Origin of the sequence: Streptomyces sp. N35 (genome assembly GCF_016464295.1) — a bacterium.
Classification (GTDB): domain Bacteria; phylum Actinomycetota; class Actinomycetes; order Streptomycetales; family Streptomycetaceae; genus Streptomyces.
In genome coordinates, this window is sequence record NZ_JAEIMH010000016.1 from 713 (window position 1) to 16,094 (window position 15,382).

Consider the following 15,382-nt stretch of genomic DNA (forward strand, 5'->3'; position numbering starts at 1 on the left):
TGCTCGCGAGCTGCTCCCAGGGCGAGTCCGAGGCCGATACGCCGGCCGCCGGCACACCGTCGTCGGCACCGAGCGCGGCACCGAACGCCACCGCCGAGGAGAACCCCGGCGGTTCCCGCGCCAAGACGCCCGAAGGGACCCTCCTCGTCGCGGACTTCGGCGCCGACACCGTCACCTTCGTCGACCCCGGCAAGGGCGCCATCGACTCCGTGCGGGTCGGTACAGCCCCGTACGGGCTGGTCGTCGGCAAGGACGGCCGGGCCTGGGTGGCCACGGCCGAGGGCGTCGCCGTCGTCGACACCGAGCAGCGCGAGCGCCTCGCCGTCATCCCGTACGTGACGGGGAATCTCGGTCCTGCGACGGGCGGCGAGTACCGCGGCGGCGGTATGGGCATCGCGCTCGCCCCGGACGGCCGGCAGGTGTACGTGGGCGTCAACGTGCCCGGCGGGAGCGGCACGTTGGAGGCCGTCGACACCCGCACCCTGAAGGTGACCGACACCGCGGACGTCGGGCGGCGGCCCTTCGACGTGGACGTGTCGCGTGACGGCTCGCAGGTGTACGCGACCGACCACGACTCCTTCGACGTCACGGTCGTCGACCCCAAGTCCATGGACACCCGTCGTATCGAGGTGGCCCCCTACGGCACCGAGGGCGGACTCGGGTCCTGGCTCAAGCCGCACTACGCGGCGGTTCGGCCGTCGGACGGGAAGCTGCTCCTTCCGTTCGAGGGCGAGCGCCTCGTCGTCGTCGATCCCGACACCGGCGAGTCGACCGTCGAGCGGATGACGGCGAACACCCACCAGCACGGCGCGCAGATCACCGCGGACGGCACCCTCCTCGCCGTCGGTACCGGCCCGATCGACCCGAGCAGCGACGAGGGGCCGTCCCTCACCGTCCGTTCCCCGGACGGCAAGGAGAAGGTGATTCCGCTGGAGGGGCCGCACGAGGACGTCGCGGTCTCGGCGGACGGCGGGACCGCGTACGTCACGGGCGGCTTCACGCGCGACGGCTACTGGAACGGCATCACGGTCGTCGACCTCGACAGCGGCGACACCCGCCGACTGCCCGCCGGGGAAAGGCCGTTGGGGATCGCCGTTCTCTGAGACTGTGCCTGCGCCTGCGCCTGCGCCTGCACCTGTGTCGGGCTCCAGGACGCAGAGGAAATGTCCTCGACGATGACGAGCGTGCCTCGGCTGCCGGAGTTCACCGCGTGCACCACGCCCGCCTGGACGATGCACATCTCCCCTGCGCGCACGTCGACCTCGACGCCGTCGACGACCAGGCGCAGTTCCCCCTCCACCACCAGCAGCGCTTCCGCCGCGTCATGGGACTCCGGCGGCAGGGGACGACCGTCCATCCGCAGCACCTTCACCCCCGCGCTTCCGACCTGCCCGAGCAGCAACGAACCCCAGGCGGCGGGCAGTTCGGCCGCGGTTCTCCGTACATCGACGACGTTCATGGCATGCCTCCTGGCGGGCCGCCTCGCCGGAGGGACGGCTGAACCGTCGGCGACGCCCGCGATCGTGATCAAGGGATGCGGCGACGTTACGACACGGCAGAGCACCGCCGGTCGACCGTTCGGTAAAACCTCCCCGGCCCTGTCCTCCTAGTCCTCGAGGAGCGGCCCGAACGTCTCCGCCGCGACGTGCCCGGCGCGGGCCGGGCCGATGACCTCCCCGGGCACATCCGGGTGCGCGGCGCTCCAAGTCTGCGCCGTCCTCGGTCCGGTGAAGAAGGACACGGTCCGGCAGCAGACGTCCGCGGCGGGCCCGTCGCCGGGCTGCGCCCCGGCGAAGACGACCGCGCCCGGCGGCTCCCAGGTAAGGACGCCGGACCGCGAACTCACGGTGACGGATTCCCCGTTGACCGGATCCGTCGAGCTGATCGTCACGTCGCGACCGAGCATCGCCGGGATGCCCAGCGCGTCGATCGCGCACATCGACCACGCCGCCACACCGTCGATCCGCACCCGATGCGGCGTCGGGACGGCCGAGAAGGGGTACGCGGCACGGATGGCACCCGCGTCGTCCAGGGTGAGGAAATCCTCGCGGGCCAGGTCGGCGAGTACGTCACGGGCGGTGCGGCCGTGAGCGGCGGCGGGCTCTTCGAGCGCGGCGGCGCCGGGCGCCCGGCCGGTCGCGGCGAAGTGCCGGAGCACCGCCTGATGCACGGCGCGCAGTCCGCGGTCCGCCGGCGGCCGGCGCCCCTGCCCGCCCCCGCCGACCAGGGCCGACAGGCCGGCCGGCCGGCCGCTGCCGCCGCGTTCGCCGCAGCCGCGGCCACCGGTCAGCGCGGCTCGCAGATCCTCCACCGTGGGCGCCACATCGGCCGTGCCGTCCGCCCCTCGGTAGAGCCGGCAGGACAAGCTCGGCTCCGCGCCCGGCACCGCGAAGGGATCGGTGCCGTCGACGAGGATCGTGGGCGAGCCCCTCATACCCAGCGCCCTGGCCTGCACTTCGTCCCGCACCTCGACCGTCACCACCTCGACCGTCTCCTCCCCGGCTGTCTCCTTGCCGACCGTCTCCACCTCGCCCGTCACCTCCCGGACTGACTCCTTCCCGGCCGTCTCCACCTCACCCGTTCGTCCGGCCAGCACGGCGGCGATTCGTTCGCGCGCCGGCCGCTCGCCGGGACAGCCGGGAACGGTGAGCAGCGTGATCCTCATCTCCGCGTCCCTTCCCTCGACTTCCGCTCCGCCAGGGACGCTAGACCTTCCAGTGCACTGGAAAGTCAAGGGCGTAGCCTGGACGCATGCGTATCGGCGATCTCGCGGCCCGCAGCGGACTGACCACCAAGACCATCCGCTTCTACGAGCAGGCCGGCCTGCTGCCCGAGCCTCCGCGCACCTCCGGCGGATACCGGGACTACCCGGACGAGGCCGCGGCGCGCCTCGCGTTCGTACGGGAGGCACAGAGCGCCGGGCTCACGCTCGCCGAGATCCGCTCCCTGCTCACGCTGCGCGACAGCGGGCAGGTGCCGTGCGCCCAGGTCACACGGCTGATCGACGAGCATCTCACCGAGATCGAGGAGCGGCTGCGCGAACTGCGCCGGACCCGGCGCACCTTGCGCACCCTCGCGGCCCGGGCCGCCGAGACCGACCCGGCCGAGTGCGCCGAGGCGGGCGTCTGCACCATCCTCGAGCCCATGCCCGTACCCGCGCCGTGATGCGGGGCCCCACTCCCCCTGATCGATGTTCGGGCTATCGTGACCGCTCACGCCCGCAGAGCGCGGCGTCAGTCCAGGTGGGGGCGGTGCATGGGCCAGGGCCGGGAAGGCTGGATACGGGTCCCGGTCGGCGACGACGCCGACCGAGGGGTGACCCGCGGCGGCTGCCGCACCGTGCTGCTCGTCGTCCACAACGTCACCTCCGCGACCCGGCTGCTCGATGTACTCGGCCTGTTCGACAGCGACGAACGCGTCCAGCTCCTGGCCACCTGCACGGGCTCGTCCCCCTTCCTGGCCGGCGTGGACGAGCTGCTCGCCGGGCTCGGTGTGCCGGTACTGCCCTGGGAGCAGGCCCTGGCCACGCCCGTGGATCTTGCCCTCTCGGCCAGCTTCGGCGGCCAACTGGCCGATATTCCTGGGAAATTGGCCATCCTCTCCCATGGCGTTGGATATGCTAAGAAGCTGGCAACACCGGACACCGGACACCGGACACCGGACACCGGACACCGGACACCGGACGTTCGGAGGGCGCAGGCCGGGCCGGTGCCGCGCGCGTCCCGGTCTTCGGATTGGATCCCGAATGGGTCCTGCACGACGGCCACCCGTTCACCGACGCCCTGGTGCTCTCCCACCCCGAGCAGCGTGACCGGCTGCGCGACTCCTGCCCGCAGGCCGTCGACTCCGCCGTACTCGCCGGTGATCCCTGCTTCGACCGCATCCTCGGTCACCGGGACCTGCGCGTCCCCTACCGTCGCGCACTCGGCGTCCGCACCGGTCAGCGCCTCGTACTCCTCAACTCCACCTGGGCAAAGGGCTCATTGGCGGGCGGCCCGCTGCCGTCGCTGCTCCCCCGCCTGACCGCCGAACTCCCCGCCGACGAGTACCGGATCGCCGCAGTCCTTCACCCCAACATCTGGTCCGCCCACGGACCGGGGCAGATCCGCGCCTGGTTCGACCGCGCGCTGAACGCCGGGGTTACGCTCGTCGACCCGCTGCACGACTGGCGTCAGGCCCTCATCGCGGCCGACGCGGTGATCGGCGACCACGGTTCCGTGTCGTTCTACGCCGCCGCGCTCGGCACGCCTGTCCTCCTGGGCGCCGCGCCACTGACCGACATCGACCACCGCTCGCCTTCAGCCGCTTTCGTACGGGAAGCACCCCTCCTCGACATGAACGCACCACTGCGTCCCCAACTGGACAGCCTCACCACACCGCCGGCCGGACCGGCCCGCTTCACCACATCGATGCCCGGCGCGTCGGCGGCTCGTCTGCGCCGGTTGTTCTACGGCCTGTTGGGCCTGCCCGAGCCTGTGCACACCGCGACCTTGCGCCGCCTCCCGCTCCCTGCGCACGCACCCGCCGAACGCACCGCTCCCCAGCGCGTTCTGACCAGCGTCACGGCGCCCGGCGAGGTGTCCATCACCCGGTATGTGGACCCGCCGTTCGAGCCCGAGGGCGAGGGCGAGGCGCTGACCGTGGTGCACGAGCGCACCAGGGAGCGGCACGCGCTGGCCCTCGCCGACGTGGTGTTCCACGAAGGCCCGCCGCATGACGTACGGCTCGGCAGGCCCGACCAGTGGACAGCCGAAGCCCTGGCCCGGCACCCGCATGCCGGACTCACCCTGTACGTCGACTCACCGGACACGGCCACGGCGCGCACCCGCGGCGGCCTGGTCCTGCGGCTCACGGCCGGCCCGCAGGCGGACGCGGACCCGGTCGCCTACGGGTGCGCCCTCCACGCCTGGACGGCGAGCGGCAAGTCCCTCGACGATCTCGTGGCGCACGGGCTGCGGGTGCGGCTCGGCGGCGTCTCACACCTCGTCGACGTCGCTCTCGTCATGCACTAGGGCACGCAACCGGCCCAGCCACGCCACATGTAGGGTGGCACCCTCGCCCTTGAGCGCGTCGAGCGCCTCTTCGATCAGCTCCGATGCGTGGTCCCGGGATCCCGCGGCGATCAGGATCTCGGCGAGATCGGTGCGTGCGCGAGCCGCGTTGTACATATCGCCGCTCGAGGTGAAGTGGGCCAGAGCAGCCTCCAGCTGCTCCCGACCCTCCGCGTGCCGCCCCAGCCCGCCCAGCGCCCGACCCGAGTGCCGGGCCAGCAGGGCGCGGGCGCGTGGAAGGTCGTCGGCGCCTTCGTCCCACGCACCGATGCGGTCGTAGACGCGCCCCGACTCCACGAAGCAGTCGTAGGCCTCCTCGAAGCGCCACTGCCGCAGCCGCAGCAGCCCGAGGAACTCCACAGCCGAAGCCTCGCCCCGCACATGCCCCGCCGCCCGTTCGTCGCGCACGGCTGCGCGGGCCTCCGGCTCGGCCTCGCCCCAACGGCGCAATTCCATCAAGGAGTGGGCGAGTTGGAAATGCAGCGCCGCCGCGTCCCGGCTGCCCGTCGCGTGCACATCAGCGAGCCGCACGCCGGTACGCAGCGCCTCCAGGAGGGCGTCCTGGTGACCGGCCTTGAGCTGGAGCGGCCACAGCGAGCGGCACAGCGCGATCGCCGACGACCAGTCGCCCACATGCTCGGCCGCGCGGACGGCCTCCGCCAGATTGGGCAGTGCGGACCGCAGAGCCTCCAGTGCCGTGGCGGGATCCGGGAGCGCGGAGGGCGCCTCGGGCACGCGCCAGCTCTGCGGGAGCGCGGCGTGGGCGGCGCCCCGTGCGAAGGTGACATATCCCTCGACCATCCGCCGCAGCGCCTCCGCCCCCTCCTCCGGGCCGACCTCCCGTACGGCCCGGGCACGTACGGCGGGCCGGTGCCGGAAGCGACCGGAGCCGGCGGGCTCGACGAGATGGAGGCCGAAGAGGCGGTCGAGGGCCCGGCGCGCCCCCTCCTCGGGCAGGTCGGCGGCGAGCGCGGCGAGCGCGGCGTCGAAGGACGGCCAGGGCCTGAGCGCCAGAAGCCGGTGGACGCGGGCCTCATCGGGCGCGAGCAGCCGGTAGCCGTCCTGGGCGCTCCTCCCGACCGCGGTGTCGGCGCCCTGTCCGGACGAGGCACGGGACCCCGCCCCGTCGGACGCCCGCGCCGCCAACGCCCGTATGGCGAAGGGCGATCCACCGCAGCGCTCCAGCTGCCCCCGGAGAGTCTTGCTCAAGGGAGCGGGCACCAAATCGTCAAGCAGATTGCGCGCGTCCCGTACCGGCAGCGGTCCCACCGGAATCCGCACGGCGTCGAGACCGGTCGGCGGGTGCACGGCCACGGCCACGGTGAACACACCCGGGGCTGCCGTGATCAGGGGGGTGATCTGGGCGGCCGAGTGCGCATGGTCGAGGACGACGAGGACTTTGCGGTCCATGAGCAGGGAGCGCAGCAGTGCACAGCGGCCGTCGGCAGCGGCCGGCACCTCGTCCGGCGGGAGACCCAGCTGATCCAGGAGCTGCGCCGCCGCGGCTCCCGCGTCGAGCCCGGAGGTCGGCGAGGGGCCCCTCAGGTCGATGTGGAGCAGGCCGTCCGGGTACAGAGCCTCGCGCTGCGCACCCCAACGGCGGGGCAGTTCGCTCGTGCCGATGCCCTCGGGACCGTGGACGAGTGCGATGCGCGGAGTCCCGTCGTGCGCGCGGCGGGCCTCGCGGTCGAGCGCCTTGAGCGCTTCCTTGCGGTCATGAAAGAAGCGGGCGGGGGCGGGCAGGCCGGGCCGGACTGCTCGGAGTGCGGGGCGGGGGATGGCGAACTGCCCGAGTTCGGCGGCGAGTTGCGGCCGCCGGGAGATCACCTCGGTCAGGCTGCGGACCAGATCGGCCTCCGAGGCATGGGACGTAGGCGCCTGCACCTCACGGCCGAGCACCCTGCGCAGCCAGGCACCGAAGGAGATCGCGACGGATTTGCCCACCTCACCGGTCGCCCCGTTGAGCACACCCCCGACCACCATGCCGACCGCCACCGATTCCAGCACGCCCGCCCCACCCCCGCTGTCCGACCGGTCCCCTGCCACTGATCACCGTATCCGCGGAGCGCGAGCCCTTCAGCCCAATCTCCTTTACACGAAGGTGACTTCACTCCCTTCCGGCACAGCCGGGGCGAAAGTCCCGCCGCTCCCGGGCCGTTCGACAGGGGCGTCCCTCCTGACCCGCGCCGCTTGAACGAACCTTGACCAAATTCAGCAAACAGGAACAAAGGGGCAATTTAGGCTTACCTCAGAAACCACTTCAGGAAGGCAGACCAGTGACCCTTCGCGGCTGCGCCCCCGGCACCCACGCCCGGATCCGGCGGATCACCACCGACGCACAGGACCGGCTGCGCCTCGCCGAGCTCGGTTTCGTGCGCGGCGCGGAGATCCGGGTGGTCGGGCGCGGCGCGACGGGCGGGCTGCTGCTCGCCCTGGGTGACGCGCGCGTCGCGGTCGACGACGCCACGGCAGGCGCCGTGGCCATCGAAATTGCGCCGGCGGCCTCCCATGCCTGACCCGCGCACCCCCGTCCTGACACCGGCCTGCTGCCCCACCCCTGAGCGCACCCATACCGCGGGCGCCCCGGTCGTCGCCCTGGTGGGCAACCCGAATGTCGGCAAGTCGACGCTGTTCAACGCACTCACCGGCGCCCGCCAGCACGTGGGCAACTGGCCCGGCAAGACCGTCCAGGTCGCCCGCGGCACCTGGCGCCCGGTGAGCGGCACGCCGGTCGATCTGGTCGACCTCCCCGGCACGTACAGCCTGGTTCCGCGCTCCCCGGACGAGGAACTCACCCGTGACCTCCTCGTCGACCCGGGAGCCGAGGGGCGTCCGGACCTGGTCGTGGTCACCGCCGATGCGGCCAACCTCGCGCGGAATCTGTATCTGCTCGCCGAGATCCTGGAGACCGGCGTGCGCTGTGTGGTCGCCCTCACCATGACGGATGTGGCGAGGGCCCGCGGAATCGCGGTCGACGAGGCGGCCCTGGCAAGGGAGTTGGGCGTACCGGTGATCCCTGTGGTGCCGCGCAGGCGCCAGGGACTCGACGTACTCGCTCACGCGGTACGGGAGCAACTCGCCCACGCCGTACGGCGGGAGGAACTCACCCACGCCGTACGGGAGGAAAAGGACGTCCGGGGCCCAGCGCGCCCCTTCCACCTGGCCGTGCCGCAGGGCGACGACCCCGAACTGGCCGGCGCCGAGGCCCGGTACGCCTGGGTGCACGAGGTCCTCGCCGTGGTGCGCACGCAGCGGGCCGGCGCGGGACTCACGCTGTCCGACCGCGTGGACCGGGTGCTCACCTCGCGCTGGTTCGGCATCCCGGCCTTTCTCGCCGCGATGTGGGGCGTGTTCACCGCCACGACCACCCTGGCGAAGCCGCTGCAGGACGCGCTCGGGGACTTCGTGGGCGGTCCGGTCACCGATACCGCGACGAACGCGCTGTCCGGCGCTCCGGACTGGCTGCGCGGATTGCTCGTGGACGGACTGATCGGCGGCGTAGGGCAGTTGCTGACCTTCGTCCCCCTGATGGTCATCATGTTCGTGCTGCTCGCACTGCTCGAGGACTCCGGCTACATGGCACGCGCGGCCTTCGTCGTGGACCGCCTGATGCGCCGGCTCGGACTGCCCGGCCGGGCGTTCCTGCCGATCATCGTCGGCTTCGGCTGCAACGTTCCCGCGCTGGCAGGGCTGCGCATCCTCGGCAACCGGCGCCAGCGGCTCCTCGTCGGCATGATCATCCCGTATGTCTCCTGCAGTGCGCGCCTGACGGTGTACGTGCTCTTCGCGGCCGTCTTCTTCGGCAGTACCGCGGGCACGGTGGTCTTCGCGATGTATCTACTCTCGGTGCTGCTCGTCGTCGGGATCGGCATGCTCCTGCGCAAGACGCTCTTCCGTGAACTGCGGGGCGAAGCACTGGTGTTGGAGCTGCCGCCGTACCGCCTTCCCACCCTGCGCGTGGTCGGTGCCCAGACCTGGCAGAAACTCGCCGGGTTCCTGAGGACCGCGGCCGGTGCCATCGTCGCCACGGTCACCGCGGTGTGGCTGCTCTCGGCGATCCCGCTGGGTGCCGCGTCCGGTACGTCCTTCGGTGAGACGCCGATCGAGCACAGCGTGTTCGGCGCGATGTCACGGGCCGCCGCACCGGCTTTCGCACCGGCCGGTTTCGACGACTGGCACGCGGCCGCCGCGCTCGGCACCGGTTTCGTCGCGAAGGAGGCGGTCGTCGCGACCGTCGCCCAGACCTACAGCGCCGACGAGCCCGACCGCCCGGACCACGCGGGAGAGTTGGGCACCCGGCTGCACGAGACCTTCGAGCAGAGCTCCGGCGGACATCCGCTGCCCGCGGTCCTCGCCTTCCTGGTGTTCCTGCTCGCCTACACCCCCTGCATGGCCACGATCGCCACACAGTGGCAGGAGATGGGCGGCAGGATGACGCTGCTCTCCACGGGAATCCAACTGGCCGTAGCCTGGCTGCTCGCGGTCGCCGTGTTCCAGATCGGGAGCCTGTGGTGGTGAGCGCGCCCCCGCACCCGGCCGTCAGCCCTCTGCGCCGGATCCTCGTCGAGATCCACCGCGGTGGATCCCTGGACGACGTAGCGGCCCGGATCGGTGTGGCCCCCGACGAGGCCGCCGCGATGGTCGACTACTGGGTCGGCCGCGGGGTGCTCACCCGCGAGGCCGTCTCCGGCGGCTGCCCGCCGGCCGGCTGCGGCGGCTGCGCGCTGCGATCCTCGTGTGCGTCACCCGGACTCACGGGTACGTCACCAGGGCTTATGGGCCGTCCGCTGCTGCACACGATCAGGCCGGCGGACCCGCCTCGGGATTGATCGTCGGAGCTTCACCCCGAGCCGACCCTGACTTTCCCTCATTCTTCCCTGACAACTGTCAGAAATCTTTGACGCGTTCACCGCTCGGCTGCACGGTGGAATGGATCGGGCCGTCGAGCGCCAACTCGACGGCCCGTGCACGACATGAGCAGTCCGCGCGGGCGATGCGACTCGATGCGCGCGGACGTCCCCAGCGTATGGAGAGCAGGTTTCACCATGCCCAGTCCTGCACTGTCCACTGTAACCGTCGACTCCACCGCCTATACGGTCACGATCGCGGACACCCCTGAACAGGTGCGCGCCGCGCAGCGCTTGCGCCACGAGGTGTTCGGGGGCGAGCTCGGCGCACGGCTGCACTCGCCCGAACCGGGCCTGGACATCGACGAGTTCGACGCGATCGCCGACCATCTGATCGTCACCGAGACCGGCAGCGGCGAGGTCGTCGGCACCTACCGGCTCATCCCGCCGGGCCGCGGCGGACGGCTCTATTCGGAGAGCGAGTTCGACCTCTCGGCCCTCGCCCCGATCCGGTCCCAGCTCGTCGAGGCGGGCCGCTCCTGCGTCCACCCCGACCACCGCACCGGCGCCGTCATCAATCTGCTGTGGTCGGCGCTGGCCCGCTATGTGCTGCTCTCCGGTCATGAGTACCTGGCCGGCTGCGCCTCCGTACCGCTGGACGACGGCGGCCATGCCGCGACCAGCGCCTGGCTGCTCGGCACCGCCAAGCACGCCTCGCCCGCCGACCTGCGCATCCACCCGCACCGGCCCTGGCAGCCGGCGGGCCCGCTGGCCGGCAAGCCGTCCTACACGGATCTGCCGCCGCTGCTGCGCGGCTATCTGCGGCTCGGCGCCTGGATGTGCGGAGCCCCGGCGCACGACCCGGAGTTCGGTGTCGCCGACTTCTACGTCCTGCTGCCGATGGCCAACGTGAGCGACCGCTACCGGCGTTACTTCCTCGGTGAGGACCGGTGAACGCCTGGGCGGTGCAGTCCCCCTGCACCACCGGCTGCGTCGGACACCGCGTGCCCCCGGTGTCCGCGCGTACGGCGCTGCGCCGCTGCACGGACTTCACCGCGCTCGTCGCGGGCACCGCGGCCCACCGCCACACGCTCACCGACCCGGGGGCGCTGCGTCTGCGGGCCCGGCATCTCCTGGCCGCGCTGGGCGTTCGACGGGAGGGCGGCGAGGGCGGGTTGAGCGTGCCCGGCCGCACCGGCACGCTGATCGTCGCCAACCACATCTCCTGGCTGGACGTGATCGCCCTGCTGGCCCGCGAACCGGCCACGCTGATCGCGAAACGCGAGGTCGGCGGCTGGCCCGTGGTGGGCACGCTGGCCCGCCGCGCCGGCACCTGCTTCATCGACCGCGACTCCTTCCGGCGCCTTCCGCAGCACGTGGCGCTGGTCCGCGAGACGCTCCTCTCCGGCCGCTCGGTGGCCGTCTTCCCGCAGGCCACGACGTGGTGCTCCCCGTCCGGCGGCGGGTTCCGCCGGGCCATGTTCCAGGCCGCCCTGGACGCCCGGGCACCGGTCCGACCCGTCAGCATCGGCTATCGGCAGCACGGGATGCCGTCCACGGTCGCCGCGTTCGTCGGCGACGACGGGTTCCTGCCGTCCCTTCACCGGGTCGCGCGGGCGGACGGGCTCACCGTGCGGGTCGACGCGCACGACGTGCTCCACCCCGGTCCGGACAGGGACCGGCGGGCGCTCGCGCTCGCGGCGCAGGAGGCGGTCCTGTGCCGCGTACCCGCGTCGGCACTCCCCGCCCCGCCCCTCTCCCCCGCCCTCCATGCTTGACCGGTACGTCCAGACCCTGCAGCACCTGCTCGACTCCCCCTGGATCTGGCTCGCCATCTTCCTGACCGCTTCCCTCGACGCCCTGCTCCCCTTCATGCCGAGCGAGACGACGGTGGTCACCGCCGCCGTCCTCATCGGACCCGACCCGGGCCGGCTCACGTTGCTCACCGTGCTCGCCGCCACCGGCGCCCTCGCGGGCGATGTCGGCGGTCACGTCCTCGGCCGCCGCGCGGGGCCCCGTCTCATCCTCCGGCTGCTGCGCGGGGAGAGAGGACGCAGCCGGTACGCATGGGCCTGCTCGGCCGTCGGACGCCACGGCCCGCTCCTGATCGTGGCCGGCCGCTACGTACCCGGCGGCCGGGTCGCCGTCGGCCTGACCACCGGGGCGCTGCGCTATCCCCTGCGCCGATTCGTCGCCTATGACGCCCTGGGCGCCGCGCTGTGGGCGGTGTTCGCCGTCTGCATGGGCGCGCTCGGCGGTGCGGCCTTCGCGGACCGTCCGCTGCACGGGCTCGCGCTCTCCTTCGGGCTCGTCACGGCGGTGACCGTCGCCCTGGAGTGCGTACGCCGGACTCGCTCCCGAAAGGGCGCGCAGGACAGCGGCGGTACGGACCTCCCCGTACGGCCGCCGCTCTCCGTACAGCCGCCCCTCCCCGTGGAGCCACCGCTCCCCGTACAGCCGAATGGAGCAGGCCCGAACGCCCCCGAGCCGTGTCACGGCACGGATTCCCCTGCGCCCGGTTCGCCCGGAATGTCGGCGCACGTGAGGATGTGAGCACGACTGGCCTGGCTTCTCGTGAGCAGGGAGAACGCATTGACCGGCACCGAGGTGGAGCCCCCCACCGGCACGGCCGACGCGCCCGCGCGCGGCCGCCTGCGCGCCTGGCTCCTCGAAGGCCTCACCGCCGAGACCGCCCAGCACGCGGGACCGCACGGCACGCCGCCGTCCGAGCACCGCGGGCACAAGTGGTGGCGGGTCATGTGCCTCACCGGCGTGGACTACTTCTCCACGCTCGGCTACCAGCCGGGCATCGCGGCCCTGGCCGCGGGTCTGCTCTCGCCGCTCGCGACCATCGTGCTGATCGGACTCACGCTGCTCGGCGCCCTGCCGGTGTACCGCCGGGTCGCCAAGGAGTCGCCGCACGGCGAGGGCTCGATCCGGATGCTGGAGCGGCTGCTTTCCTGGTGGTCCGGGAAGATCTTCGTCCTGGTCCTGCTCGGCTTCGCGGCCACCGACTTCATCATCACCATCACCCTGTCCGCGGCCGACGCGGCGGCCCATGTGGAGGAGAACCCGTTCGCCCCGCAGTGGCTGGACGGGGAGCACACCTGGATCACGCTGTTCCTGATCGCGCTGCTCGGCGCGGTGTTCCTCAAGGGGTTCCGGGAGGCGATCGGGGTCGCGGTGATCCTCGTCGGGGTCTATCTGGCGCTCAACGTGGTGGTCCTGGCGACCGCGGCCGTGAAGGTGGTCACCGAGCCCGTACAGATCGACAACTGGTGGGACGCGGCCACCGCCGAGCACTCCTCGCCCTGGGTGATGATCGGCGTCGCGGTCCTGGTGTTCCCGAAGCTGGCCCTCGGCATGTCCGGTTTCGAGACCGGTGTCGCGGTGATGCCGCAGGTCAAGGGCGACGCAGGGGACACCGAGCAGAGTCCCGCGGGCCGGATCCGCGGCACCCGCAAGCTGCTGACCACCGCGGCCGTCATCATGAGCTGCTTCCTGCTGCTCTCCAGTCTCGCGACCACGATCCTGATCCCGCAGGACGAGTTCAAGAGCGGTGGCGAGGCCAACGGCAGGGCGCTCGCCTATCTCGCCCATCAGCATCTGGGCGAGGTGTTCGGCACGGTCTACGACGTCTCGACGATCGCCATCCTGTGGTTCGCGGGCGCCTCCGCGCTGGCCGGACTGCTCAACCTGGTGCCGCGCTATCTGCCGCGCTACGGCATGGCCCCGCAGTGGACGCTCGCCGTGCGCCCACTCGTCCTGATCTTCATGGCGATCGCGGTGTTCATCACGCTGTGGTTCAACGCCGATGTCGACGCGCAGAGCGGCGCGTACGCGACCGGTGTCCTCGTCCTGATGCTCTCGGCGTCCTTCGCCTGTACGGCGGCGGCCCGCAAGGCCGGGGAACGCAAGGGGATGATCGGCTTCGGCGTGATCACCGCGGTGCTCGCGTACACCCTGGTCGACAACGTCGTGGAGCGGCCCGACGGCATCCGTATCGCGGCGCTCTTCATCCTCGCGATCCTGATCAGCTCGCTCGCCTCCCGTGTCCACCGCGCCTTCGAACTGCGCGCCGCGCAGGTGACGTTCGACGAGAAGGCGCAGCAGCTCATCGACGAGGCGGCCGCGATGGGCGGCCCGTTGCGGATCATCGCCAACGAGCCGCAGGAGCACAGCACGGTCGAGTACCGCGAGAAGGAGTACACGCAGCGCGAGGCCACGTTCATTCCGGGTGGCCGGCCGGTGCTGTTCCTCGAGGTGTTCGTCCGGGACTCCTCGGAGTTCACCGCCGATCTGGACGTGCGCGGCGACGAGAAGCACGGCGCGCGCCGGCTGCGCGTGGAGTCGTCCGTGGTCCCCAACGCGATCGCGGCGGTGCTGCTCGCGCTGCGCGACCGTACGGGCGAGGTGCCGCACGCGTACTTCAACTGGACCGAGGGGCACCCGGTCAGCCATCTCCTGCGGTTCCTGGTCTTCGGCGACGGCGAGGTCGCCCCGGTCACCCGCGAGGTGCTGCGCCGCGCGGAGCCGAATCGCGAGCGGCGGCCACGCGTGCACGTCGGCTGAGCGCGGGCGCACCACGCGACGACACCCGGCCGGCAGGTGTGGTGGAGGATGGCTGGCCGCTGCGCCGGGCTGCGGAACGGTTCCAGGTCAGCCACACCACCGCGGCCCGCTGGGCCGACCGCTACCGACAGTTGGGCGAGGCCGGGATGGGCGACCGCTCCAGCCGCCCGCACCACCAACCAAACCGCACTGCGGCCGCTGTTGAAGCCCAGGTCATACGGCTGCGACGTGAACACCGCATCGGGCCCCTGCGGCTGGCCGCCCGCTGCCACATCGCCGCCTCCACCGCGCACCGCATCCTGGTCCGCCACCAGCTGCCCGCCCTGGCCACACTGGACCGGGCCACACTGGACCGGGCCACCGGTGAACCGATCCGACGCTATGAACGTGCCAGGCCCGGCGAACTCGTCCACATCGACGTCAAGAAACTCGGCCGCATCCCCGACGGCGGCGGCCACAGAACACTCGGCCGCGCCGCGGGACGCAAAAACCGCAGCGGCGCCGGACTGGCCGGACAACACACCTAGGGCACCCACCCGGCGGTCCCGCGCACGATCCGTGCCGCGGCCCGTGACAGCGGCAGCAGCCCCTCCGCGTCGACCTTGTCGAGCGTGTCGGACGAGTCGACCAGGTACATCGGCGCGCTCAGGAAATGTACGAGCCGTACGCCTTCGGGGTGGAAGAACGCCCCGTCCGTGGGTGGCATCGGCGAGAACACATCGGGCTTGAGGACGTGCGAACGGCGCAGCCGCTCGGCGGCGATGCTCGCGTGCACCAGTTGTTCCAGAGGCGCCTCCTGGGTGGTGAACCACCAGCGCACCTCCGGATCTTCCGTGGGCTCGGGACCGCCGTCGCGCGGTACGCAGCGCAGGGCCGCGTGGTCCCGATGCATCTTGGGGACGGCGGCCGGCC

General features: G+C 72.1%; 13 protein-coding genes and 2 pseudogenes. 11 read left to right on the plus strand and 4 right to left on the minus strand.

The genetic code is table 11. The features are described 5' to 3' along the window. Positions 1–1,103 (plus strand): YncE family protein (locus JAO81_RS11525; RefSeq protein WP_233415231.1); only part of this gene is annotated, 1,103 nt, incomplete at its 5' end. On the opposite strand, the gene JAO81_RS43665 is transcribed toward JAO81_RS11525, so the two are convergent. Both JAO81_RS43665 and JAO81_RS43385 read right to left on the minus strand, forming a co-directional pair. Then, the gene (locus JAO81_RS43665) at positions 1,010–1,459 is read right to left on the minus strand and encodes a cupin domain-containing protein (RefSeq protein ID WP_199547705.1); all 450 of its coding nucleotides are present in this window, start codon (positions 1,457–1,459) and stop codon (positions 1,010–1,012) included. The genes JAO81_RS11525 and JAO81_RS43665 overlap by 94 nt on opposite strands. Before the next feature lie 147 nt (positions 1,460–1,606). Then, positions 1,607–2,665, minus strand: a complete 1,059-nt coding sequence (locus JAO81_RS43385) for an alkylmercury lyase family protein (protein WP_199547706.1) — start codon at positions 2,663–2,665, stop codon at positions 1,607–1,609. Between the two features lie 86 nt (positions 2,666–2,751). Here JAO81_RS43385 and JAO81_RS11540 point away from each other — a divergent pair, with 86 nt between their 5' ends. Both JAO81_RS11540 and JAO81_RS11545 read left to right on the plus strand, forming a co-directional pair. Then, on the plus strand, positions 2,752–3,165 hold the full coding sequence (locus JAO81_RS11540) for a heavy metal-responsive transcriptional regulator (RefSeq protein WP_199547707.1): 414 nt from the start codon (positions 2,752–2,754) through the stop codon (positions 3,163–3,165). Positions 3,166–3,734: 569 nt separating this feature from the next. Then, positions 3,735–5,012: a hypothetical protein gene (locus JAO81_RS11545; RefSeq protein WP_199547708.1), complete on the plus strand. Its 1,278-nt coding sequence runs from the start codon at positions 3,735–3,737 to the stop codon at positions 5,010–5,012. On the opposite strand, the gene JAO81_RS11550 is transcribed toward JAO81_RS11545, so the two are convergent. Then, on the minus strand, positions 4,977–7,058 hold the full coding sequence (locus JAO81_RS11550; RefSeq protein ID WP_199547709.1) for a tetratricopeptide repeat protein: 2,082 nt from the start codon (positions 7,056–7,058) through the stop codon (positions 4,977–4,979). The genes JAO81_RS11545 and JAO81_RS11550 overlap by 36 nt on opposite strands. A 269-nt stretch (positions 7,059–7,327) precedes the next feature. On the opposite strand from JAO81_RS11550, the gene JAO81_RS11555 reads away from it, so the two are divergent. From JAO81_RS11555 to JAO81_RS11590, 8 genes and pseudogenes are all read left to right on the plus strand, one after another. Then, positions 7,328–7,567 carry a FeoA family protein gene (locus JAO81_RS11555; RefSeq protein WP_199547710.1) on the plus strand — a complete coding sequence of 80 codons (240 nt, stop codon included), beginning with the start codon at positions 7,328–7,330 and terminating at the stop codon, positions 7,565–7,567. Continuing rightward, positions 7,560–9,569: a ferrous iron transport protein B gene (feoB, locus tag JAO81_RS11560; protein ID WP_199547711.1), complete on the plus strand. Its 2,010-nt coding sequence runs from the start codon at positions 7,560–7,562 to the stop codon at positions 9,567–9,569. The genes JAO81_RS11555 and feoB overlap by 8 nt, the downstream gene beginning before the upstream one ends. After that, on the plus strand, positions 9,566–9,880 hold the full coding sequence (locus tag JAO81_RS11565; RefSeq protein ID WP_199547712.1) for a FeoC-like transcriptional regulator: 315 nt from the start codon (positions 9,566–9,568) through the stop codon (positions 9,878–9,880). Before feoB ends, JAO81_RS11565 begins: the two co-directional genes overlap by 4 nt. A 216-nt stretch (positions 9,881–10,096) precedes the next feature. Then, positions 10,097–10,852: a GNAT family N-acetyltransferase gene (locus tag JAO81_RS11570; protein WP_199547713.1), complete on the plus strand. Its 756-nt coding sequence runs from the start codon at positions 10,097–10,099 to the stop codon at positions 10,850–10,852. Next, complete coding sequence (locus tag JAO81_RS11575) at positions 10,849–11,676, plus strand: 1-acyl-sn-glycerol-3-phosphate acyltransferase (protein ID WP_199547714.1); 828 nt, start codon at positions 10,849–10,851, stop codon at positions 11,674–11,676. The genes JAO81_RS11570 and JAO81_RS11575 overlap by 4 nt, the downstream gene beginning before the upstream one ends. Continuing rightward, positions 11,669–12,451: a DedA family protein gene (locus tag JAO81_RS11580; RefSeq protein WP_199547715.1), complete on the plus strand. Its 783-nt coding sequence runs from the start codon at positions 11,669–11,671 to the stop codon at positions 12,449–12,451. Before JAO81_RS11575 ends, JAO81_RS11580 begins: the two co-directional genes overlap by 8 nt. Before the next feature lie 39 nt (positions 12,452–12,490). Further along, positions 12,491–14,470 carry an APC family permease gene (locus JAO81_RS11585; RefSeq protein WP_233415233.1) on the plus strand — a complete coding sequence of 660 codons (1,980 nt, stop codon included), beginning with the start codon at positions 12,491–12,493 and terminating at the stop codon, positions 14,468–14,470. Beyond that, positions 14,467–14,991 (plus strand): annotated as a pseudogene (locus JAO81_RS11590) (helix-turn-helix domain-containing protein); the annotation flags it as partial. The gene JAO81_RS11585 and the pseudogene JAO81_RS11590, both read left to right, overlap by 4 nt. 2 nt (positions 14,992–14,993) lie before the next feature. On the opposite strand, the pseudogene JAO81_RS11595 reads toward JAO81_RS11590, so the two are convergent. After that, a pseudogene (locus JAO81_RS11595) lies at positions 14,994–15,382 on the minus strand (hypothetical protein); the annotation flags it as partial.